The sequence below is a fragment of the Shewanella sp. M-Br genome, assembly GCF_036245925.1.
Lineage (GTDB): Bacteria > Pseudomonadota > Gammaproteobacteria > Enterobacterales > Shewanellaceae > Shewanella > Shewanella oncorhynchi.
In genome coordinates this window covers 45,057-67,820 of record NZ_BJBV01000004.1, presented here as the reverse complement: position 1 = coordinate 67,820, position 22,764 = coordinate 45,057, and the positions used below count along the sequence as shown (strand labels likewise).

Sequence of the window (22,764 nt, the reverse complement as noted above, 5' to 3'; positions counted from 1 at the left end):
CTCGCCATTAACTCATCCCTGAGGGCTCGACAGCGGCATCCATGCCGCCAACGGTCACTTACATGCGAGTGCTTAATCTCTGTATATTTTTGAAGCTTACTATTGTTACATTAATACCAAAATTTCATAAATGGATAGCTCTAAAATGACTAAGGAGTATAGATAAGCGCTTCTTTCTATTCATCAAAAGACACTGCTAACTCTACCCAGTTTTTATAATCCGTTTTACTTGCAGAAAGATTTAATAATTGCTCTTGACGGTGACAATCTATTTTATCAAAGTAAGATATACTTTTTCCATGTTTTTCATCTAAATGCTTTATATACATACTCTTATCTCTAGGTATCCAATTCGAGCACATTTTATTCATTTCAGCCAGCAATCCATTTAATCCTAAATTAAAAGAAAGGCCACATGGTGATGTAACCACTTTAGGTAAAAATCCTTCATCACTATGAAAAGAAATTGGTAGAACATCTATAAAATAACCAACATTTGATATTGAAATAGAAAAATCATGGTTTTTATCATTTGCTTCAACCCATTCACTATAAAGAGAAAAATACTTATCCCTCAAGACAAATAACGTCAGCAATAAATAAGGATTAAATGTCTTTGGTGTATTGCTTAAAACAGCTAAAAACCTATCTGTTAACTGCTCAGTTTCCCTTAGCGATAATCTAAATCTATCGGCAACAATAGAAACAACTCTTGTGAAGTCATCGATCTCATCTAATCTAGGAATATATTCTTTCCACTTAGGATTATAAGTCACTTTGCTTTCTGCGATTCGGCTTACAAACTTATAGCGGGAAAGCTCAGTTAACGAATAACGGCGCCTAAAGAATCGCCCTAAATAGGTTTGTGCATCAAAGCCTTCCCCATAGACTGCTTTAACTGCATGCTGTAATTGCTCAGTATCAGTCGCAACAACAAATGCAATATTATCTAGCTCAAAGAAATGCTTCACTACTTCTAACATCTCTACTGCGTAACTTGGACGACAGCGGTCTAATTCATCGATAAATATAAAAGCCGGTGCTTTTAAAGTATCATTTTTATGTGCAATTACCGCAGTAATTAATTCTTTAATTTCGGATCGTAAATATTCAACCGACTTCAGTTTATCGTTGTGATCTTTCACTAAGCATTGTGCAATAGCTGCAGCAGACTCACTAAAAATATCTGATGAACCTTTGTCATCATTTTTAAGCTCATGTGTAATTTTGTCTTCGATTGAAATGTCATCTAAATTCAATCCAGTTGCCTTTTTAACCAATCCTTTGAGTAAAGCAGGTGCTGCAGCTTTGATAAAACGAGCCGTTTTTTCATTGATATTAGATACTATTTTATTTCCATGAGGTAATTGATCACTTAAAGCGTTTATCAAAGATGAAATCACCGTAAGCATTGGGTCGTCTGAATAGTCCTGCTTCCAAGCATCAATATAAACGACAGGGTGACTCTCTTTAATGCTCTCTATCCAGCGGTTAATGAAATAGGTTTTACCCGATCCCCACTTAGCGTTTAGGTTTAATACATAACCGCCATCGATGGCATTACTTGCCAAATAGTTGTGCAAAAATGAAGCGTATCTTGCTCTATTTAATGTGTCTTTTGGAAATAATTCCGTTCCATCAGTGCATAACATAGGCTTCTGCCAGTTAAACTCTACAATATCATCAGACATAAAATCCCTTTTTATTAATCAGTTACTCATACTTCAGAATAAAGTCGTTATTTTGTTTAACTATCAACTAAATGAGCGATACAGACAAACACAGGAGTCCACAGAGTTAAGCACTCTCATGGAAGTGACCGTTGGCGGCATGGATGCCGCCGTCGAGCCCTCAGGGACGAGTTTACGGCGAGTCACTGGAGTGAGAGTGCTTAACATCAATCCCATCTGCGATACTTTATTCAGTACCATCACACTGTGATTGACCTGCTTGATAGCAACTGGGTTGGCGTGGGCATACGGCGCCGCGAGAGCAAATAAGGCGGGCGTCGTTTTTGATCCCGCGTTCTATCCAGTTGATATTGAGGATTTTTGCGACGCTGACCAGATCGCTTTTAATGTGTTTGGGAATAGTGACAGAACCGCCGCTGGCGACACAGGCATTCTTCAAATCGTGGGCGATAGACAGGGCATCTTTACCTTGGGCTTCAATGGCTGGATTTAAATCAATACCAGCGCAGAGCACATGCGGGTTGCCTGCCGAGTCTTCGACTTTAATCGACTCACAGCAGTAAATGCGGGGTTCGTTGCCGACGTTTAAAATCGAAATCTGTGCCGAAGTACCGACCGTCGGCTCACTGATCATCCTAAAGACGGCCCAATGCTGACAAGGGTCTTCCACTAGTCGCATATTGCCCCAAGGCAGTGGAATACCGTTACCACGGTAAACGGCTTTGAGTTTGCCCGGAGCGTAAGCGTCGAAATAATGCCAATGGGGATAAGGAGAGACGACAGTCATACGCCGCATGGCGACTGAGGCTGACACTTGCAGTTGCTTGTGTACCTCAATCTCATAGCCGTGGCGGTCGAGTAATTGGCGATAAGGCACTTTAGGACACAGCAGTGCACCGGCGAAGAAGCTCGATTCAAAATCGCGCCACGCATGCAAGATATCCTGCGCATTCAAGGTATTGGACTGCATACCCGCCTCTTCATCCACTTCTAATTTGCGGCCTGAGATCATCACACTCTTGAGGCCGTCCTTGTTGTGCAACACGCAATGACCTATGTGCACGGCTAAATCATATTTGAGTCTGTTGGGGCGATTTTTGAGGATTTTATTTACATAAATCGTGCTCGGCGGCTCAATAAATGAGGTGACCAACTGACGCGAACTCACGCCCATTTCATCGATAACTTCCTGTGGTGTACTGTCTATCCACTTGATTTTTAATCCCATTCCCTTAGCAATATCCAGCATATCGTCCAGAGATAAGGGCATACGTTTGAGGCCGACTTCTTCGGCGGCACGTTCAAGATCGGGGAAATGATTTTGATGGTGTTCTTGATGGGCGCGGATCAATAAATGGGCAAACTGCCGACCAGAGATCCCTGTCTGCGACAGCATCTCAGGTATCGCTATTTGTAAAATATCATTGGAAAACAAAAAGCTGGGTTCGAGTGCCATACCGCTTATGCCACCACGTCGGCCCTTGTCTGGCGTAATGGCGTTTTCTTCGGGCACATCGTCTAAGAACCATTCGGCGTCTTTTTGAAAAACCGCGGCGATGACTGCCAGCATTCCGGCACTCGGCACACGCTTGCCACGTTCGATCATCGACAAATATGACACAGAAGGCGCACTTCCGGCGTCGACTCGAATGCATCGTGCCGACAAATCTTCCATCGTTAAATTATTACGTTTCCGTAGGTTACGTATTTTTGTGCCTAGGAAATGTGATTTTCTCATCAAGCTCTGGTCATTGCGCATTTTGTAAAATTCACAGTGTAAAATTTTTATTGTGAAATTGTAGTCAAAAAAAGACTAGACTACAAATCAAGCAATCAAGGAAAGGCTAATGCGAACAAGCTAAGCCATTCCAGTACAAGAAATGCTTAACCACTCCCACTAAAAGTGGCTAAGCACTCAAAGCGGACAAACCAAATTGAAGACAAACTTTGATAAGCCAAAAGTTAAATCAAAACCCTGAATTTTTTTAAATTGAAAGAGTGAGAGGAACAAGCGATGAATATGTTAATTATCAAGAGCAACCAGATCCAACCGAATCTAAACAGCCTCATCGCAGAAGAAGTGCTAGCCGTGGCCCAAGTGAATGTCGCCGAGCACGAGAAGATCGCTAATGCGAAACAATTCCTCGACCGCCTCTTTCCACTTAACTCTGGTTCACACCAAGATGTGAGCAGCTATGTGGTTTACTACCAACACCTGTTGGCCTTTTTTGCCGACGGCAGCCACAGTGGTTTACGTCATCCAAAACAGTTTGTGGCCTTTAACGGCACTAAAGATGCGCCTTGCGCCATAGTGTTACAGGACCTAGGTTGCCACGTTGAACTCAGTTTCGACCGCAGTGGCATGATAGGTGCGAGAGACGTTGCCAATCTGGAAGATATCCAAATCGGAACGTCATTAAACATGGTAGTCGGAACACCAGAGTCACGTTCTGCCGCATCGCGCCATTGGCTCAGCCTATTACATGCGGGAATGTCCAGCGCCAACGACACCCAAGATAAGTTGTTTACCGCAAAGGATGGCAGCGATTACAACTTGAAAAGTATCGTAAATTTATAATTTCACGCTTTGTAACCTCGCCATTTATTATCTAGCCAAGAAGATGAACTGAGCTCAGTTCATCTTCTTCGATTTACCCTCCTACTTTGCCAAATCTTCTAAGAGTCAATAAAACTGATTAACTAGATAAGTTTAATTGATTTTATTGAGGCTCATACACACAGCTATAATGCCCTCTTGCATCTGTCTCCATGATCAATCCAATTGATCGCCATTTTGTATCCGTCGCTTAATGTGAAGATCTGTGGTTGGAACGATAAACCGAATCGCTCGAGCCTAAGGCGTTATGAATTCTTCATCGACATCACAGCAAGATAATAAGCCTCATCGCATCGTTTTCATCTGTGCGGGTTTGTTATGCCTCGCGCCTTTTATCTCATCGCCCATGGCGCTAGTGCTCGGTTTTACCTTAGCCAGCCTTGGTTGGGTGCCAGTGCAATGGAATATCGCCGCACTCACCAAAAAACTCCTGTCTTATTCGATCATTGGCTTAGGGTTTGGGATTAACTTAAACGCGGCGATCGAGGCGAGCACCCACAACTTCGGCCTGATTGTTGGCTCAATCTTTTTCACCCTCAGCTTAGGGTTTGTGCTCACCCGCGCCCTGAAATTTGATCATGTCACGGGCCACTTAATCGCCTCTGGTACCGCTATTTGCGGTGGCAGTGCCATTGCCGCAGTCGCTCCGGCCATCAATGCGCGTAACGATCAAACCGCCACTGCATTAGCCTGCGTATTTGTGCTCAATTCAGTCGCGCTATTTTTATTCCCTGCACTCGGCCACTTGCTCAATATGAGCCAATACGATTTTGGCGTGTGGAGTGCTATCGCCATCCACGATACTTCGTCAGTTGTCGGCGCGGCTTCGGCCTACGGCGATGAAGCCTTAAAAACCGCAACCACCATAAAACTCGCCCGCGCCCTGTGGATTATCCCGATCGCATTGGTCAGCGCTATGTTGTTTGGTGGCGACAAGCGCAAGCTTAACCTGCCGTATTTTATCGGTTTTTATTGTTTAGCCATTGCCGTGGCCCATTGGTTGCCACAATTCCACGCTGTTTATGACACCTTATTTATGGTGTCGAAACGGGCATTAGTCCTGTGTTTGTTTTTGATTGGTGCAGGAATTACAGTGCAGAAAATGCGGGCGAGTGGCCCCAAACCTTTATTGCTTGGGGTGATGCTGTGGGTAGCAATTGGTATCACGTCTTTAGTGTATATTCTTTATTTTCAATAGCTAAGATTTAACTCAAAGCCAATCTACTCTGCCGTCGGCTTCATTCGCCAAGCCCAGTAGAGGACGCCAACAAAGGCGGAGAATTCGATAAGTGAGCGCACGAGTCCTGTGGTTTGCGTCGAAGCGACCAAGGCAATCAGGCAAAACACGATAATCAGCCAGTTTTTCAATGGCATCTTCCTGCAAACTTAGGGGATGCTCATTATTGTTTAGAACTAAAAACTCAGCAAATATCGATTTTCAATAACAAATAGCTATAACAGCTAAGCCAATCCAGCGTCGATTAAGCCGCCTTAGGGCTTGATGCCGCTTCATTCGCAGCAAGATCTTGATTATGTTCTTGAATAAAATCTTCCATAAACCAAGCACAAAAAGTATGGCGTCCATCGACTGCCGCTTTACCGTAAATGGTCGATGCCTGTTGTCTGACGGTTTTTTCTTTAGTCTGGCGCACTTCAGCAATTTCTTTAAAACTTAAACCCTTAAGCAGTAAAAATGCCACTTGCTGCTCACTCTTAGTAAAGCCCCAAGTCTCGAATTGCTGCGACACAGCTTGGCTGTATTCTTGTCTGGCAGAGCGCATTTGCGTCGACATATTGTCGATTTTTTTATCCGCATGCTCCAACCGTTTAGCCAACGCTTTCACTTCGCGGGAGCGACGAATAAGGTCATAACTTAAGTACATGGCACCAATCACAGTGAGCACTAATAACATGGCTTCCTGGGCAATATGCCATTGGGGAATGCCCAATTGAATGTCGGAAGTGATGTCAAAAAGCTTAAAGCATATGATCAAGGCCAACAGACCAATAATGACAAGATCCTTCATCGAAAAACTCCTAAATAAAAGCAAAATCAACCCATTAATTTATGGGACATATGTACCATAGACGGTTTTATGATACATGTCCCCCACGACTTTCGCCCACCAATCCCTACACTAACAGCACACTTTATTACCATAGAATCGTCCTATGTCTGTCAGTACGTCTTGTATCAAGTTATGTCTGTTGGCGACCTTAGTCAGCAGCAGTTTCCTGTGCCACGCCGCGCATTCCGAGCTATCTCAAGCACTCACCACCAGCCAAGCAAGATTACATTCTCTATCTCAATCAGGCGGTCAGTTACCGCAATCACAAATAAGCTTAAGCAGTTCATCTTGGCTCAATGGCCTGCCGAGCATTAGTTTGAGTCACTTAGGTAGCCTAGATAATGGTAACAGCTACGAGCAGGAACTCTCACTCAATTTGCCAATAAAATCCCCTGCTTTGCACAGCAGCGATAAGCAAATTAAACAACTCACCCAAGGCATTCAGGTGCAACAAGCCGCGCTGCAAGGCCTGTATTTATCGGGATTATTGCGACAAAGCCTGTGGGAACATCGTCTTGCTGCAGTGAAACTGGCCCAATTAGATCGCAAGAGCCAATTACTCGACAAGCTTCATAGTCAGCAAAAGCAACTCACAGATGCGGGCGAACTGCCGATTGCCCACATACTCTTGTTAGAACGCGAACTGGTGGATATTGCACTGGAGCGGGTCGATCTTAATCAGCAACAGGCCGAGGCGCGTGCCCTCTATCAACAACTCACCGGACAAGAGCAAATACCGCAGAACATAGCCGAAACCGCGCGGCCACTTTCTGCCAACAACCAACCCAATGACATGCTCGCGCAGCATCCATTATGGCAACTATTGAGCCTGCAGAAGCAGCAACAGCTGTTGATCATCCAGAGTCAGCAAGCAGGGAATAACGATCCTTGGGCAGTCTCACTCACGGCCAAAAATACCGCCGATAATCAAGTCGATGATCAACAACTTGGCATCGCCGTTTCTGTACCACTGACCTTAGGTTCTGCCCTATCACAAACCGAATTATCCCAATGGCAACAAGCCAATACCGAGCACACGCTCAACCTCGACCGTACCTATATCGAGCTAAAAACTCAGCTTAAAAAGCTAGAGCAACAGCAACAAAACTTACTCGACAAACAAACATTGCTAACCCAAGCCTTACACCTTAGCCGCACCATCACTGAAGAGCTGGCCAAGGTCAAAGACCAAAATCAAGTTAGCTACGAAGTCTGGCTGCGCCGCTATATGGATGCCCTCGATACCGAATCCCGCTTGGCGCTGAACCAAGTCGCGCAGCAACAACTGCACTCCCAACAACTGCAAGCCTTAGGAATTTCATTATGATGGCCAAGTACGGCGCATGCCTTTTCTGTTTATCCGCCAGTGTTGCCACGTTAGTGCAGGCTGAATCCTTAACGATAAGCTCCCTCGGTAATTTAGACCTGAGCTACGTGCAACCACAGAAAGTCGCCAGTTATGAGGGCAGCCCGTTGCCCGCGCAGGTTGAAATCCTCCCCGGTAACGATTACTGGATCAGCACACCGGAGAATATCCAGCAGATCAGCTTTCTCGTCGGCCAAGGCCAGCTCGTCACTAAAGGCCAAGCAATAGTTAAACTGACTGGGCCAGAAGTGTTCCACTACCTCGCACAAGTCGAAGCCGCCAGCAGCTTGTATCAACTGGCAAAGAGCCGTTATGAGCGCAATAAACCCTTATTAAACAATGGCAGTATCAGCGCAGAAAAATGGCAAGAGATCAGCCAAGACTACTTCAGCACTCACCTCGAATACGAGCACATGCAGCATTTTATGGAGATAGTCAAAAGCACAGATGCCGCCACAGACTCCCTAGTGGTAGGCACGCCAGTGGCGGGGATCGTTAAACTCAACCAAGTGAATGGGCCTTATATAGCGGGTTCACAGCTATTCTCACTGGTGCCCAGCGACAGCATTCGCGTCAAGGTCAGTGTGCCAATGAGTCAGTCGCACTCGCTCTCGGCGGTGAATATCAATCAGTGCCATATCGCCATTGAGTCCGTGTCGGCCATCGCCGAAGGTGCCTTTGTGACCGCTTGGTCATCACCCGTACCGCAGAAATGTAACTTACTGTTAGGACAACAGATCACTGTGATACCCGAGTATCAAAAGGCGGTGTATTTATTGCCTAAAAATAGCGTATTCAGTTGGGAGCAAGACAGCCAAGTCTTCACTAAAACCGCCGACACGCTCACCTCGATTACAATCAATATTCTTGGCTCAACCCCAGAGCAATATATCGTTGAAAGCGATCAAGAACTCAGCCAAATCCAAGTGTTATCCCAGTCAGTTGCTGCAGTCAAAGGCATAATGCTTGGCTTAGGAGGCGAATAAGATGTTGACCTCAGTCATCCGCTTTTCGCTTACGCAGCGCTTATTTGTGCTGATTGTGGCGCTGATCATCATGTTAGCGGGAGCGCGAGCCTGGTTTTCCATTCCCTTGGATGCCTTTCCCGATATTTCGCCCACCCAAGTGAAGATTATCCTCAAGGCGCCCGGCATGACGCCGGAGGAAATCGAAGCGCAAATTACCGTGCCGATTGAAACCGAACTGTTAGGTATTCCCCATCAATCGATTCTGCGCTCGACCACTAAATACGCCATCAGCGATATCACCCTCGATTTTGACGAAGGCACAGATATCTATTGGGCGCGCCAGCAGGTGAGCGAACGCATCGCCGCCGTGTGGGACAGTTTCCCTGAAGGTGTGACGGGCGGTGTGGCGCCTATGAGTACGCCGCTCAGCGAAATCTTTATGTTTTCACTCGAAAATCCCAATCTTTCGCTGATGGAAAGACGGCAGTTGCTCGAATGGGAAATCCGTCCGCTACTACGAACCGTTGCAGGTGTCGCCGATGTGAATATCCTCGGTGGCTATGCCAAAAGCTTTAGTGTGACACCCAAACCTGCGGCTATGGCGGCCGCGGGCGTAAGTTTTGCGGCGCTGCAACAGGCGATAGTTGAGAATAATCACAACGAAGGTGCGGGCAAGATCACCATTGGTACAGATACCATCATAGTGCGCGCCGAAGGTCGCATCGATGACATCGACGAACTCAAACAATTGGTGATCAAGGCCGATGATGCCAGAGTGTATCGACTGCAGGATTTAGCCGATATTCAAATTGGCCACTTAGCCCGCTATGGCGCAGTCACGAAAGATGGCAACGAAACTGCCGAAGCCTTGATCATCGCCCTAAAAGACGCCAATACAGCACAAGTAGTCAAAAACATTAAAGAAAAACTCGATCAAATCAGCCTAACCTTGCCAGAAGGTAGCCAGATCAACACCTTTTACGACCGCGCGAATCTGATCAATACCGCGATTGAGACCATCTCCAATGCCCTGTTCGAAGCCGTAGTGTTGGTGATCATCTTGCTGGCGCTATTTTTAGGTAACGTGCGCGCCGCATTGGTCGTGTCACTCTCGCTGCCTCTTGCCGCGTTGATGACGTTTTTGATGATGGATTACTTCAATCTTTCTGCGAACTTAATGAGCCTAGGCGGACTAGTTATCGCCATCGGCATGTTAGTGGATTCATCTGTGGTCGTAGTCGAAAACATGGTGAATCTTATCGCTACTAAGCAGAGATTACCGCGGCTGCATTTGATTTTTCGCGCGACCAAGGACGTTGCCATTCCCGTAGTGTCGGGCACGGTGATCGTCATGATAGTGTTCTCGCCCTTACTGACCTTGAGCGGGCTTGAAGGCAAACTCTTCACCCCAGTTGCGGTCACTATCGTGTTTGCCATGCTGTCGGCGCTGGTGTTGTCGTTAACTGTCATTCCGGTTATCGCTTCTTATCTCGTCAACGAAAAAGCCGCCAAGGAACCTAAGGCGATTGAAAAGCTTAAACAGCTTTATCTGGCCAGCCTCAAGAGCACGTTTAGCCATCAAAAACGCTTTATGGTGATCGCCTTTAGCTTGCTTATCGTCAGCCTAGGGCTGTTCGGGTTAGTGGGAAAAACCTTTATGCCGACCTTAGATGAAGGCGACATTATCCTGCAGCTGGAGAAATCCCCGTCGATTTCACTCGAAGCTTCGATTGCCATCGACAAGCAAATTCAGCAAACCTTGCTGGCTAAAGTTCCTGAAATCAAACAAATGGTGGCGCGTACTGGCGCGGATGAAATCGGCTTAGATCCCATGGGACTCAATGAAACCGATGTGTTCTTAGAACTTTTGCCCCGCAGTGAATGGCGCTTTGCCAATAAAGAAGCGCTTATCGATGCGATCCGCACTGTGTTATTGGACTATCTCGGCGTTAATTTTAACTTCACTCAACCGATACAAATGCGTGTGTCCGAAATGCTCACTGGCAGCATTGGCGACGTGGCGATTAAGGTCTTTGGTAATGATATCGACACCTTAGGTCTGCTCACGAGCCAAATCCAACAGCTGGTTAATGCCACCAGCGGCAGCGTCGATGTGAAAATGGCGATGATCGAAGGCAGTCCTTTTATCAACCTCACCTTAGATAACGAGCTCGCCCGTGGCTTTGGCATGAGCACCATGGAGTTTGCTCGCTACCTGAAAAGTCAGCTCGAAGGCGTGATAGTGACCGAAGTGCTACAGGGTAAGAAACGAACGCCCGTGCTGATGGCTAATAATCAGAGCCACTTAAGCAGCATTAATGAGCTTAAAAATCAGTTACTGGTGATGCCAGATCACTCCTTAAAACGCCTGAGTGATGTCGCCACCTTAAGCTATAAGCAAGGCCCCATCCTTATCGATCGTGAGCAAGGGAATCGCTTTTCAGTGATCACCACCAACGTGCAGGGTCGCGATATCGTGAGTTTTGTAGAAGAGCTCAACGCTAAAATCGCAAAGGAAATCAAACTCCCGAGCGGTTATAGCGTGAGTTTTGGTGGTGAGTTTGAAAACCAACAGCGAGCCACCAGCAATTTACTGTTAGTGATCCCCATTGCTATCGCACTGATCACTTTGATTTTATTCACCACATTTGGCTCGCTGGCCAAAGCGGGCTTAATCCTCGCCAACGTTCCCTTCGCTATGATGGGCGGCATAGTTAGCCTGTATTTATCGGGGGAATATTTGTCCGTGCCCGCCTCAGTTGGCTTTATCGCCCTGCTCGGCGTCGCTGTGCTCAATGGCGTGGTAATGGTCAGCTATTACGAACAAACCAAGCACATGTTTAGCAACCTGCGCGAACGGGTAGAACAAGGTGCAGTGCGGCGTTTACGTCCCATTTTGATGACGGCGACAACGGCTATGTTTGGTCTTATGCCGCTAGTGTTTGCCTCAGGTCCTGGGGCTGAAATTCAAAAACCTTTAGCGATTGTGGTGATTGGCGGTCTGCTCACTTCAACCATTACCACACTGTATTTACTGCCAATTCTGTATTTTTGGCTGGAGAAACGTAAATGAGCACAGAACAACTGTTAGTACTGATCGCCCAAAATGATATTAAGGACGACATAGTCGATACCTTGATAGAGTTGGAGTTTCTATCGGGTTTTAGCCTAGGGAATATTTGTGGTTTTAGCCGTGAACATAGCCATTTTAATATTAAGGAACAAGTGGAAGGTTATCGGGAGTTTTGCAAATTCGAAATCATGCACCCCGCTGCACAACAAGCGGCGCTACTCGCGGCGCTGGCTTTGGTCTGCAAACATAATCCCTGTCGCTATTGGATTATGCCCATTTATCAAAATGGCACTCTGTCTTAATCTAGATTGATGTCGATCTCACTGAGCAAGGCATACTGACTTTGTTACTAAAGTCAGTATGCCTTTAAAATAGCTAAAGAATTGGCGTTGGACGCCGCACTAAAAACCCACTCAGGATCGATAAAATGCAGTAAGCGGTAAAGAAGTAAAAACCGTTTTCAAATTGTGCCTGTGTTTTTAACATTTCCCCCATGCCACCTGAGGCGTTCCCCGCCATAAAGGTGATGATCAGTGCTACCACAAACACATCGGCCATCGACCACTTGGCGAGTGCATTGACGACGGCATTAATCCTCAGTTTCAGGCCAATCGAGCTAACACATTGCTGTGCCAGCATTAAGCTCAACTTCAAGGCAGGCACTATCACACTGAATAACATGACTAATCCAGCGACGAGCCCATTACCAGAGTGATAAAGCTCGGTTACCGTTCCCCAAATACTACGAGTCTTCTGCAGCACTTGGACTTCACCTTTAAGGCTATTAAACCCAAGCAAACCACTGACCATGCTTAACATACCGCGGGCACTGTCACGCCCAGAGTCCTCATCAAATCTTTGGGCAACTTGCTCTATGCCTTGTTCCGCCAGCTTGGCCTTATCGATACTGCCGCTGATACTCAAAATTGGTTGAGTCACCCCAGGGATTAACAAAGCCAAGGATAAGATAATGATAAAAATAGGAAATAGTGATTTCATAGCATTGCTCGACCAGAGAAATACTTTCAGTTTACGGTTTTTAGCGCAGGCTCTGCAATCATTCACACCAGCCATCGACTCAGATGACCGGTATTTAAGGTAGGATTTGAAGATTAATAGAAAGGAGTCGGATCGATATCTAATGTACTCGGTGACACACCGCGTTCAATATAAAGTTCAGATTTTAATAAATCCACCATAGCGACATCAGTGTAACGTTTTACTTTTAAAGAATAAAAACACTTTACGATTGGATGTAGCGCATCCCTATCTTTCGAGGCCCAAACAATACCAACACGACCATCCGATAATTCAACTAAGGAACCCACAGGGTAAACACCAATACAACGAATAAACTCATAGACCAATTCTTGATCTAAGTGAAATGGCGTCAGACTGAGTAAAATTTTAAAGGCCGCGGCAGGGCTCATAGCCTCTTTATAACATCGCGTCGCTGTCAAAGCATCGAAGATATCAACGATACAACTCATACGGCCATGGCGGGGGATTTCATCACCCTTCAAACCCCTTGGATAACCTCTGCCATCTAACTTTTCGTGGTGCATTAAGCAGATATCTTTACTGATCTGTGACAATCCATTAGTTTCGTTCATAATTTCAAGCGCATACACTTGATGCAGCTTCATATGTTCAAACTCTTCTGGTGTCAATTTACCCGGCTTGTGCAGCACTTTATTGTCGACTTTAATCTTGCCAATATCGTGTAAAATCCCGCCGACCGCCATTTCCCGTAGCATGACGCGATCTAGCTTTAAGTATTTACCAAAGGTAACCAGTAGAAAGGCAACATTCACTGAATGTTCAAGTAGATAGGCATCTTTTGAACGGAGTGCAGACATACATTTAAGCGCATCAGCATCCAACATCACTGACTCTATCATGGTATCGGCTAACGCTTCGAAGGGCGCGACTTCGATGGCTTTGCCTTCGAAGGTTTCGGATAACACTTTACGAATAAGATCTTTCGCTTCGGTCAGCATAACCTTAGCTTGAGCTTGTTGTTTATCGCGACTCACTAGCGCTTTTCGATTGTCGGGTTGACTATCATTAGTCGATTTTTTCTTTAACCCACAATGTTCTGCCGAACGCTCAGTGTCCACCCAAACGAATTTGATGCCACTTTTGGCCAGTTTTAAAATTGCATCCTTATGTTTAATTTGTCCAGCATTTGCAATAGCAAGTTGACCCTGATCATTTTTGTCTATGGCACTGACAAACATACCTAATGTCAATTGCGACACTGGTAATTTGATAAGCTCAACTGTTTCTGCCGACTCACTCATATCTACAACCCCAAGGATGATGTGCCCGAATAAAATATCAACTTAACCATACGACATAAAAGCGACCTACGCTCAAATGTTCTGTTGTTATTTTTGATTATTATAGAACAGACGTGAAGGGCATTCTAAGACGAGGATTAGAAAATCACCATAGACTTTCTTGGTAAACAAAATGCCCTAAACAGGATGCGATGGAATAAGGGCCTAAGGCTTAGGCAAGGCACATTTCACACTCTCACTTTTTCAATAAATGCCTAAGGCTAAGCATTCGAAACCGGCGACCATCCAGCGGCGATATTGGCAGTTGTAGCAGGAGCGGGGCTCATCGTCGATCTGCTCGTCTTCATCATCTGGGATAAAATGCGTGCACAGCTTGGCCACTTGCCTCGCCTGTGGATATTGAGCCAGTCCCGCCTTAAAAATCCAGCGGTCATCCTTTAATTCAAATGCATGTTCGACCAAGTTGAGATCCATTTAGCACTCTCTTTTTAAACTCTTTCACTAAACTTGCTCTAGTAGGCTTGCAGGGCTTGCTTGCCCGCATTGCGCCATTGTTCTGCCTCTTGGTGAACGAGCAATACAAACTGGTGATCAAGGTATACAGCTTTCACTTTGCCCTTCAGTTGCACTCGCTCATCAAGCGCAAGTCGATACTTGTCCGTACTCATCACAGCATCAAGCCCGGTTTGCTCTAGGATATCGGCAACGCTGAGTTCGAGTGAAACATCCTCAAATTGGCCAAGTTTAATCTGGCCTTTTACCCTGCCGTCGCTGCCCATCAAACGTAGCCCTAATCCCGCTAACGCGCCAATAACACCTTGGCCTGTGCCGCCATGTTCGGTCAGTTGAATATTAAGTTGTTCCGCCAAATCATAGGCCGCCGCTTTCGTAATCACTTCAACCTTAGCTCTGCGGCCAAAATCCATTAAAGCTGCGACATCATAGCGAGAGTCGACATCGAGTATGGCGATGCCAGGGTCTGACGCAGGAGCCGATTCCGCAACCAAGTGCGCAACGGCATATTGGTGGATCTCGGCCTGCGTCAGTGGCGAGCGCAGCGCAAAACACATGGCACTATTATGTGAGGTATAAGGAATATCAGGGTGCACAAACAATTGATGCCGCGTCACAAAGGAAGCATGGCCGCCCGACATATTCGCGAGCAGATGGGCGATTTCCTCGGCAATTTCGCCCGTGCCCTTAGTGCCGATATCATCGGTATCGTCGATACAAATCAGCCAATTTTTCATCTGCATTTCCTAAAGCTTTAAAAAGGTTTTTAAAATTTGTCACGGTGTAACAGGTCGTGGGCTTTTAATCGCGTCAGCACAGGCGGTACAAGCAAGGCGCCCAGAGTGGCAAAAAAGCCACCTTTTAATACACTCAAGCCCCACTGAATCAACACGACATCCAGCGCCATGCCCGCAAGCACATTGGTGAGTGCTACTTTACCTGCCCAAGCGATACAGCCTGCAATGCCTAATATCACGCAGCGCCAATGCAAGTTCATACTGAGCGGCAAGAGTAAGGCGACGAGATCCATTGCTATGGCAGGCAAGGCAAACTTCAGTAAAATCATAGGCCCACCTTTACCTACGCCTAAAGCCATAGCCACTATGCCCGCGATAACACCGCATGCCGTCATACTGCCGAAACGACCTAACACGCCATAACAGATCAGATAAAAGAAGCTCATCAGGAACATGCTGTGGCCAGACAAGCCCAGTTTCAGCCTTAACATGCCCGTTAATGCCACCAGCAAGGTGGCGCAAAAGCCGACAAATAAGGAGTCTTGTAGACTCAGCGGGATTTTTTTAGTCATTTTTGTCTCTCGGTGAATGCCAATGTGTTGGCCGTTGCGCTAAACCAAAGTGACGGCTCTGCGCTGCAACGGCCATCTGGCGAGATAATTTAAGTAATTGGATTAAGACGGGAAACAACACGCAATACACCAACTCGGACCAATTTTTAGGGTTACGCAGCGCCTTAGGTGTAATGCGAGCCCCGCGCAGACACTGGATCTGATATATTTCGCGAATTTCATCTGCCATATAGGGCAATAAACTTAAGGATGCCGCGACCACAAAGGCCCACTTGGTCGGTAAAAACGCACTTAACACTTCACCAATTCGCTCGGGAGCTGCCGTAATACACAACCACCAACCGGGAATGGTCGCCAGAATAATACGCGCAACCACCACGGCGCCTTGGGCTAAATGTTCAACGCCATAGAGGATTAAATACAGACTCAAAGTGATGCTCAATTGCACTAAACCTAGCTTTAGCACGCCCCAAATACTGCCGCGCCGCAGCAAACCGTGGATAACAAGCAGTCCATTAAGCCCAGCTAATGGCAAGAGTAAAGCAGCGGGCAATACAAAAGCACAGGCTGAGAGCACGCACACCAATAGCAGCGACAACGCACAGAGTGCCGTTTCCCGCCGCTCATAACTCCAATGCCGCAGCGCGCGTAGGCGCCGACAACTAGCCCACATAACGCTCTCCTGTTTCAATCAATTCCTCCACCAATAAACCATTACGCAAACTCAATTGCCGTGATACAGCGCTGTGTTCAATGCTTCTGTGACTGCTGAGCAAAATAGCGCAACCTTGAGAGCTTAACCGCTTCAGCAAGTACCACACTTTGCCGTAGTAATGCTTATCCATCCCCGCCAATGGATCGTCCAAAAGCAATACTTTAGGGCGTAAACAGGCGAGTGACGCTAAGGCAATCAAGTGCTGTTGACCGTAGGATAATTTGTGGGGCGACAGCTGAGCTAAGCTAAATAAATCCAATTCATCCAACATCTGCGCCGCGCGTTCTTTGGGGAGTTCAAAACGCCTAAGGCTAAACTGCATTTCGGCCAGCACGCTGGTCTCGAATAATTGTCGACTCGGCCTTTGCATCAGCAGACCCAGCTCAGCGCCATAAATCCCCAATTTAGGCCTTCGCCCTAGCACTTTAAGGGGAAGACGCTGCCTTAAACTGTGCACGCCCGCTATAGTTTTCAATAGACTCGTTTTACCAGAGCCGTTATCTCCCACTAAGGTCACTATCTCACCCGCCTGCAGTTGAAATCCCTGCGGACACGCAAATAATGTGGGACAAGCATCGAACCCAAAATCAAAGGCTTCGGCGCTGACCAAGACTTTACCTAAGTGCTCAAACTTAGGCTGATTACGCCACGCAGGCGCCTCAGTTTGCGGCGCATCGGTCACGGTATAGACGCCTTCGGATAGCTTGCCGGCCTCTAACTGCCAGTAATGCTGAATAATCTCAGCGAAGGCCGAGGCGTTATGTTCAACCAACACTAGCGCCATGCCATCTTGGATAAGATTGCGGAGCACGACCAGCAGCTCACTCACACCGTGATCATCGAGTTGTGCCCAAGGCTCATCGAGCAGCAGTAAATGCGGCTCGCACACCAGTTGAGCGGCTATCATTAAACGATATTTTTGACCAAGGGAAAGCGTGCTGACTTGGGTATCGAGACGCAGATACAAGCCCACGCGTCGCAGAGCCAATTGCACTTTAGGCAGCATTTGCTCAGCGGGAATGCCGAGGTTTTCTAGCGCGAAAGCCACTTCGGCGCCAACGGTTTGCCGAAGTAGCTGAGTTTGCGGGTCCTGCATCACCAGACCCGTAACCAGTTGTGGGTAACGCCAGATGTCGCCTTCATGCGGGCGATTTAACACGCCCGCCAGTAGGTTTAGCAGACTCGATTTCCCAGAGCCCGTAGGACCGCTCACGCAATGGCATTGGCCAGTGCCAATGGCCAAGTTTACCTCCTGCAATACAGTCGGTAACTGGCTACCATAGTTGAAGCTAACGCCTTCGAGCGCTAGGAGTTTCATCTTAGATCTGCCAGTTCACACCGATGAAGATCTGTCGTCCCGCCTGTGGCAGAGCTTCACTCTGGTAGTAGTTTTCATCCAGCAAGTTAGTCGCACGTAGGTAAACATCTAACTTGTCACGAATTAATGGCTGTACCAGATTTACGTCCACTAAGGTGTAGTTGTCTAACGACTGCTGTTGATATTGGGTCTGACCGCCAACCTTCACCTGCGTCGCATAGACTTGGTCTAAAATACGCTCCACGTTGAGGTGAACTTGAGTCTCGAAGGGAAACTCGTAACTCATCTGCCAACGTAACTGGTGACGTGGACGATATTGCAAGGCATCTAAGGTATCGTCGCCGTCTATCTCTTCTGAATCGAGAAAACTATAGGAGAAGCTCAGATCTAAGTGCTCGATCGCATGGTTATTGATTTGGAAATCGACCCCTTTGAACTTATAACGCCCCATATTTTGGTAGAAACCATCGACATCTTTGGCGATGTAATTTTTCGCATCCGTGTAATAACCATAAAGGGAGAAATCGGTACTCGCCGGCAGATTCTGCTCTAAACCCAGCTCCACATGCTTAGACTCTTCGGCTTCTAAATCACGATTACCAGATAGCTGTGAATACAAGTTCACCATAGAGGGGAAGCGCACTTTACGTGCCACACTTAAACTTAAACGAGAATCCTGCGCCGCCTGCCAATAACTGGAGGCCATGGCCGAATAGTTGCCATCGGTACTATCTGCAGTGTCGAGTGAATGATAAGCGCCACCTAAGGTAAAGCCGTACTGCAGCTCAGATTGATACTGATACTCAGCCGCGGCCGTATATAGCCAAGCGGAATCATTTAAGTTCTCGGCGCCACCTGTACCTGTTCCACCACCTGTACCTGTTCCACCACCTGTACCTGTTCCACCACCTGTACCTGTTCCACCACCTGTGCCTGTTCCGCCGCCAGAACCGGTAGTGCCACCATTATTGCTGCCTGTATTAGCCGTATAAGTATCGACGACTGACTTCCAGCTTTGTTTCTCGGCAATGACTGAGGTCGTGAATAAACCCGCGGTATGCAAGTCTGTGATTAACTGCAGATTGACGCCTTGCACAACCGAGCGCCCATCTTGCGACAGCGTAACAGCCTGATAGGTTTCATCGGCATAGGAGGCTTCTAAGGTATCGCTTTGATTGTGATAGCCAAAGCCACGTAGGGTGAAAGTGTCATCAAATTGATGCGCTAACCCCAGTTGGAAAGTATGCGCGTCATAGTCATCGGTACGTTCGAATTTCAACTTGCCGCTCCCAGTACCGTCACGGGCAGGTTTTCCCCATTCGCCACTGCGCAGCGCCATATTGGCAATCAATTGGGTCTTGTCGGATAACCAGTAACTGCCTTGGGCATAAACGTTAGTGACTTCTTTATCCGAGTTAACGCGCAGCTCACCATCTTGGTATTGTGTCGGCTCAAAGTCATTGGACATAGGGAAACCATCGGTTTGCTGCCGACTGACACTGACCAAACCTTGCCAATCGTCACCCGAACCTGCGGCGCTGATATCGCCATTAAATGTATTGTCTTTGCCGGCTTCGAGGCGCCCCGCCAGTGCTGGCGCCGTACTGCCCTGTTTAGTAATAATGTTGATCACGCCGCCCGCACCACTTGGACCGTAAAGCACAGATGTCGGGCCGACAGACACTTCTACCGAGGCGATTTGGCTTGTGGGAATGATACTCGGGTCGAACTGACCATCGTCGGCGCTGCTCATAGGCACACCATTGACCAACAAAGTCACATGGCGAGTTTTAAAACCACGAATATCAACCCTTGGTGTTCCGTCACCACCAACACGAATGTACACACCCGGCACATTCTTTAAGACTTGATCTAGACTTTGCGCTCCGGTTGCACGGATCTCTTCTTCACTAATGCTCCAATGGGTCGTCGCCATTTCACTGGCTTCTCCGCCGTCACCATGCACGACGATCACTTCATTGATATTGAGTCGCGGATCACGGGCGATTTCATCGGCTTGAACAGTAAAACTAAGACCAATAGCTAAGGCTAAAGATGACACTCTAAAGAGGGTATTCGTGGTAATCATATTATTGTTGTCACGTAGAAAATTTAAGATGTGCCAGCTATTGTGGACCGCGATTATTCTGTCTCAACCGAAAAACGTTTAAAAACCAACCTAGATCGACTAATTACGACAAAGGGAAAGTACATTTAGCGACTAAGAGACAAAATGTCCACCGATGGTGACTTGCCCGACAAAAAGACCCACTCAAGTCACATTTTTTATCAGCGTAAAATGAGACTATGGCGAAAGTCACACGATAGGGCCTTACATCTTGACACACTCGACCGTGGCCTTTAATTTGAGCGAAAGATTCTTATTTACAGACTAAAATCACTACAGGTAAATGGCTTGTAAAAGAGGACATTAACCTGAGTCGAATTTACTGACGCTGACAGAGTGACCTTCAGCTTTCGCCTTCATCCGTTATCTTTGGAGTTCTATTTGCCCGTTCATGCCCTGTCTGAAGACCTTAAGTCTCTCATCGACAAACTCATTCAATTAAAGCAAGTTCCACCGACGGAACCGATAGTGCAGTTGTCACTAAACACTGTCGCTATGCCTTTAATTTCATGGCTGGCATCCCAGGCTCATTACCCAAGGATCTACTGGCATGGGCGCGACAGAATCGAAGAAGTCGCGGCGATAGGGGCGTGCAAAGACTTTAGATTTGAAACCGGAATCAATGATCAGCAACTGGCCATGGCCTACCAAGAGCAGCGAGCCTTATCGACGAATCAGAATATTCGCTACTATGGCGGTGTTGCCTTCGATCGCACTATAGAGTCTTGGCCTGAGTTCGGTAATAGCCGCTTTATCCTGCCGCGCATTGAATTTAGACGCAGTGGTAACAAATTTAGCCTATTAGTGAATCTTAATTTTGCTGATAATGATCACCATAGCGAGATAGATAAGGCCATCGGCGCTATCGAAGCCGTCATGCCAGCTAAGCCACTCTCGCCACCTAAAAAGATCGTTCCACTTGGGCGCAGTGACAAACCTGATTTTGAACGTTGGAAGACATTAGTCGAGCAAGTGGTGGATCCTAAGTTCAATCAAGATACCCCAAAAGTCGTGTTATCCCGCTTAACACAACTTGAAGTCAACGAACCTATCGATCCTTGGATGGTACTGGCTTGCTGGCAGGGCCGTAATCCCAATAGTTTCCAGTTTGGCTTTCAATTTAGCCCAGATCGCACTTTTATCTCTTGCTCACCAGAGCGTTTATTCCGCCGCCGTCAGCAGGAGCTATTTACCGAGGCACTTGCTGGTACAACGGTACGCGGTCTCAATCAAGAAGAAGATATTGCGCTGGCGAACGCTTTATTAGAAGACAACAAAAATAGCGTTGAAAACCAACTTGTTCGTAGCCACATAGTGAATATGCTCACGCCGCTGAGCAATTATGTTGGCGCCGATGAATTAGCGACTATTTTTAAACTGAACCATATTCAACATTTACACCGTGCAATTCGAGCCGAATTGAAGCCGGGCGTGAATGATTTCCAACTGTTGCAAGCCCTTCATCCTACTCCTGCAGTTGGCGGCTTGCCGCGATATTCAGCGCTAAACTTTATTCGTCAACGTGAAGGTTATATTCGTGGTTGGTACGCCGGTGCCTGCGGCTATTTCAATAAATATGAGAGTGAGTTTTCGGTAGCGATCCGCAGTGCGCTGATCGAACCCGGTCGGATTAACCTATTTGCGGGTGCGGGAATTATTGCAGGTTCTGAGCCTGAAGCTGAGTGGCAAGAGCTTGAAAATAAACTCGCAACCATAATGTCGATTTTATTCGAAATGTAATAAGCCTAGTAAACATTAAGACTATTCAGCGCCATCAGCCCTTCGTTTTTCAATCGTTTCAAGGTAAAGCCTGTCCTGTTCACCCGAATCGATTAAGCGCTTATGTGCAAGGTCAAAATGTTGTTTCAACATCTGCCCTTTCTCGGTGTTAGCGAAAACAAAATAGGTTTCGGCCTTGAGTACACCTTGAATAATCACAAAATTTTGTGGCGCCTTTAATTTAGGAACAAACGTAAGCAAATTAGGTTTGTAATCTAGCACGGCATCTATACGTCCAGCATTTAAGCTATTGAGCATAGTCAACATATCGCTACTTTCTTCGTAATACATAGGCACAGGTGTCAGCATATTGTATCTGTAGGCCAGCATGGCCTGAACCTTCTTGTGGGATAGGCTTTCAATACCGGTCCAGCCTGCTGCCACCTCGGCAGTAACAGCCACATCGATAGAGTCCACTTCAACCATATTCTCTGTTAATAGCCCCTTTTTAATATCACCCTTGTAAACGCTGAGCGTGATATCGGTACGATTGTGCTCAACAAGATATAAACTGCGGGCAAAAGGCATAAACTGTACATTGAGTTGCCATTCTGGCTCAGGGAAAATCCTCTGAAGTAACTCGAAGTAGTAACCCGTTTTATCACGATTGGCAAATCCCTCCCAAGTTGACGTTGCGACATTGACCACTATCGGCTGAGCGGCGGAAACAGATACAGGTAATACAGGTAACACAGCTAAAAATAAGCAAAAAGTAGCAAAAAATCGTCTCATGGCTATCCTCCTTCGACGTATTCAAAGTGTAGAAGAGTTTTCATTCTATGTGCACATTTAAACAGCAGACTTGCATCTTAAAACTCGACCACTATAATGGCGACCCGATTTCAGCACGCTGTCACCGGCAATAAAGTCGTAAACATAATAAATTGAATATTAGCGGGTTCCCTCACCCCGCCC

20 protein-coding genes are annotated in these 22,764 nt (G+C 46.7%); 7 read left to right on the top strand and 13 right to left on the bottom strand.

The features are described 5' to 3' along the window. Window positions 1-176 precede the first annotated feature (176 nt). Both AAA952_RS04235 and AAA952_RS04230 read right to left on the bottom strand, forming a co-directional pair. Window positions 177-1,691 (bottom strand): KAP family P-loop NTPase fold protein, encoded by a 1,515-nt coding sequence (locus tag AAA952_RS04235; RefSeq protein WP_338254695.1) that lies wholly within the window; start codon window positions 1,689-1,691, stop codon window positions 177-179. A gap of 226 nt (window positions 1,692-1,917) precedes the next feature. Beyond that, window positions 1,918-3,450, bottom strand: coding sequence for a DUF3612 domain-containing protein (locus tag AAA952_RS04230; protein WP_338254693.1), 1,533 nt, complete (start codon window positions 3,448-3,450; stop codon window positions 1,918-1,920). 255 nt (window positions 3,451-3,705) lie between these two features. Between AAA952_RS04230 and AAA952_RS04225 the strand changes: the two genes are divergently transcribed. Continuing rightward, window positions 3,706-4,269, top strand: a complete 564-nt coding sequence (locus AAA952_RS04225) for a malate synthase (RefSeq protein ID WP_338254691.1) — start codon at window positions 3,706-3,708, stop codon at window positions 4,267-4,269. Between the two features lie 286 nt (window positions 4,270-4,555). Further along, the gene (locus AAA952_RS04220) at window positions 4,556-5,506 is read left to right on the top strand and encodes a YeiH family protein (RefSeq protein ID WP_338254689.1); all 951 of its coding nucleotides are present in this window, start codon (window positions 4,556-4,558) and stop codon (window positions 5,504-5,506) included. Between the two features lie 23 nt (window positions 5,507-5,529). On the opposite strand, the gene AAA952_RS04215 is transcribed toward AAA952_RS04220, so the two are convergent. Beyond that, the gene (locus AAA952_RS04215) at window positions 5,530-5,676 is read right to left on the bottom strand and encodes a hypothetical protein (protein ID WP_105253023.1); all 147 of its coding nucleotides are present in this window, start codon (window positions 5,674-5,676) and stop codon (window positions 5,530-5,532) included. A 113-nt stretch (window positions 5,677-5,789) separates the two neighbouring features. Continuing rightward, complete coding sequence (locus tag AAA952_RS04210) at window positions 5,790-6,335, bottom strand: helix-turn-helix transcriptional regulator (protein WP_105250726.1); 546 nt, start codon at window positions 6,333-6,335, stop codon at window positions 5,790-5,792. 145 nt (window positions 6,336-6,480) lie between these two features. Between AAA952_RS04210 and AAA952_RS04205 the strand changes: the two genes are divergently transcribed. From AAA952_RS04205 to AAA952_RS04190, 4 genes are read left to right on the top strand one after another with little or no spacing between them, the layout of a single operon-like run. Then, the gene (locus tag AAA952_RS04205) at window positions 6,481-7,704 is read left to right on the top strand and encodes a metal transporter (protein ID WP_219251444.1); all 1,224 of its coding nucleotides are present in this window, start codon (window positions 6,481-6,483) and stop codon (window positions 7,702-7,704) included. Next, complete coding sequence (locus AAA952_RS04200) at window positions 7,701-8,729, top strand: membrane fusion-like protein (protein ID WP_338254686.1); 1,029 nt, start codon at window positions 7,701-7,703, stop codon at window positions 8,727-8,729. The genes AAA952_RS04205 and AAA952_RS04200 overlap by 4 nt, the downstream gene beginning before the upstream one ends. A gap of 1 nt (window position 8,730) precedes the next feature. Further along, complete coding sequence (locus AAA952_RS04195; RefSeq protein ID WP_338254683.1) at window positions 8,731-11,784, top strand: efflux RND transporter permease subunit; 3,054 nt, start codon at window positions 8,731-8,733, stop codon at window positions 11,782-11,784. After that, complete coding sequence (locus AAA952_RS04190; protein ID WP_006079422.1) at window positions 11,781-12,086, top strand: DUF3240 family protein; 306 nt, start codon at window positions 11,781-11,783, stop codon at window positions 12,084-12,086. Before AAA952_RS04195 ends, AAA952_RS04190 begins: the two co-directional genes overlap by 4 nt. Window positions 12,087-12,159: 73 nt before the next feature. Here the strand turns inward: AAA952_RS04190 and AAA952_RS04185 are convergent, their stop codons facing one another. The 8 genes from AAA952_RS04185 to AAA952_RS04150 all read right to left on the bottom strand — a co-directional run bounded on the left by AAA952_RS04185 (window position 12,160) and on the right by AAA952_RS04150 (window position 20,031). Beyond that, on the bottom strand, window positions 12,160-12,783 hold the full coding sequence (locus AAA952_RS04185; protein ID WP_113940326.1) for a paraquat-inducible protein A: 624 nt from the start codon (window positions 12,781-12,783) through the stop codon (window positions 12,160-12,162). 113 nt (window positions 12,784-12,896) lie between these two features. Then, on the bottom strand, window positions 12,897-14,087 hold the full coding sequence (locus tag AAA952_RS04180; RefSeq protein WP_113940179.1) for an HD-GYP domain-containing protein: 1,191 nt from the start codon (window positions 14,085-14,087) through the stop codon (window positions 12,897-12,899). Window positions 14,088-14,330: 243 nt separating this feature from the next. Then, entirely contained in the window at window positions 14,331-14,561 is a 231-nt protein-coding gene (locus AAA952_RS04175) for a hypothetical protein (RefSeq protein WP_113940178.1), read from the bottom strand. A gap of 38 nt (window positions 14,562-14,599) precedes the next feature. Next, a complete protein-coding gene (locus tag AAA952_RS04170) occupies window positions 14,600-15,337 on the bottom strand; it encodes a DNA-binding protein (RefSeq protein ID WP_338254677.1) in 738 nt (245 codons plus the stop codon). Window positions 15,338-15,366: 29 nt separating this feature from the next. Continuing rightward, complete coding sequence (locus AAA952_RS04165) at window positions 15,367-15,909, bottom strand: hypothetical protein (RefSeq protein ID WP_012090637.1); 543 nt, start codon at window positions 15,907-15,909, stop codon at window positions 15,367-15,369. After that, entirely contained in the window at window positions 15,902-16,582 is a 681-nt protein-coding gene (locus tag AAA952_RS04160) for an energy-coupling factor transporter transmembrane component T (protein WP_006079414.1), read from the bottom strand. The genes AAA952_RS04165 and AAA952_RS04160 overlap by 8 nt, the downstream gene beginning before the upstream one ends. After that, window positions 16,572-17,942 (bottom strand): ATP-binding cassette domain-containing protein, encoded by a 1,371-nt coding sequence (locus AAA952_RS04155; RefSeq protein ID WP_113940175.1) that lies wholly within the window; start codon window positions 17,940-17,942, stop codon window positions 16,572-16,574. Before AAA952_RS04155 ends, AAA952_RS04160 begins: the two co-directional genes overlap by 11 nt. Before the next feature lies 1 nt (window position 17,943). Continuing rightward, a complete protein-coding gene (locus AAA952_RS04150; protein WP_263173919.1) occupies window positions 17,944-20,031 on the bottom strand; it encodes a TonB-dependent receptor plug domain-containing protein in 2,088 nt (695 codons plus the stop codon). 420 nt (window positions 20,032-20,451) lie between these two features. On the opposite strand from AAA952_RS04150, the gene AAA952_RS04145 reads away from it, so the two are divergent. Then, on the top strand, window positions 20,452-21,810 hold the full coding sequence (locus AAA952_RS04145; protein WP_338254668.1) for an isochorismate synthase: 1,359 nt from the start codon (window positions 20,452-20,454) through the stop codon (window positions 21,808-21,810). Window positions 21,811-21,831: 21 nt separating this feature from the next. Here the strand turns inward: AAA952_RS04145 and AAA952_RS04140 are convergent, their stop codons facing one another. Continuing rightward, window positions 21,832-22,581, bottom strand: coding sequence for a substrate-binding periplasmic protein (locus AAA952_RS04140; RefSeq protein WP_338254666.1), 750 nt, complete (start codon window positions 22,579-22,581; stop codon window positions 21,832-21,834). Between the last annotated feature and the right edge of the window lie 183 nt (window positions 22,582-22,764).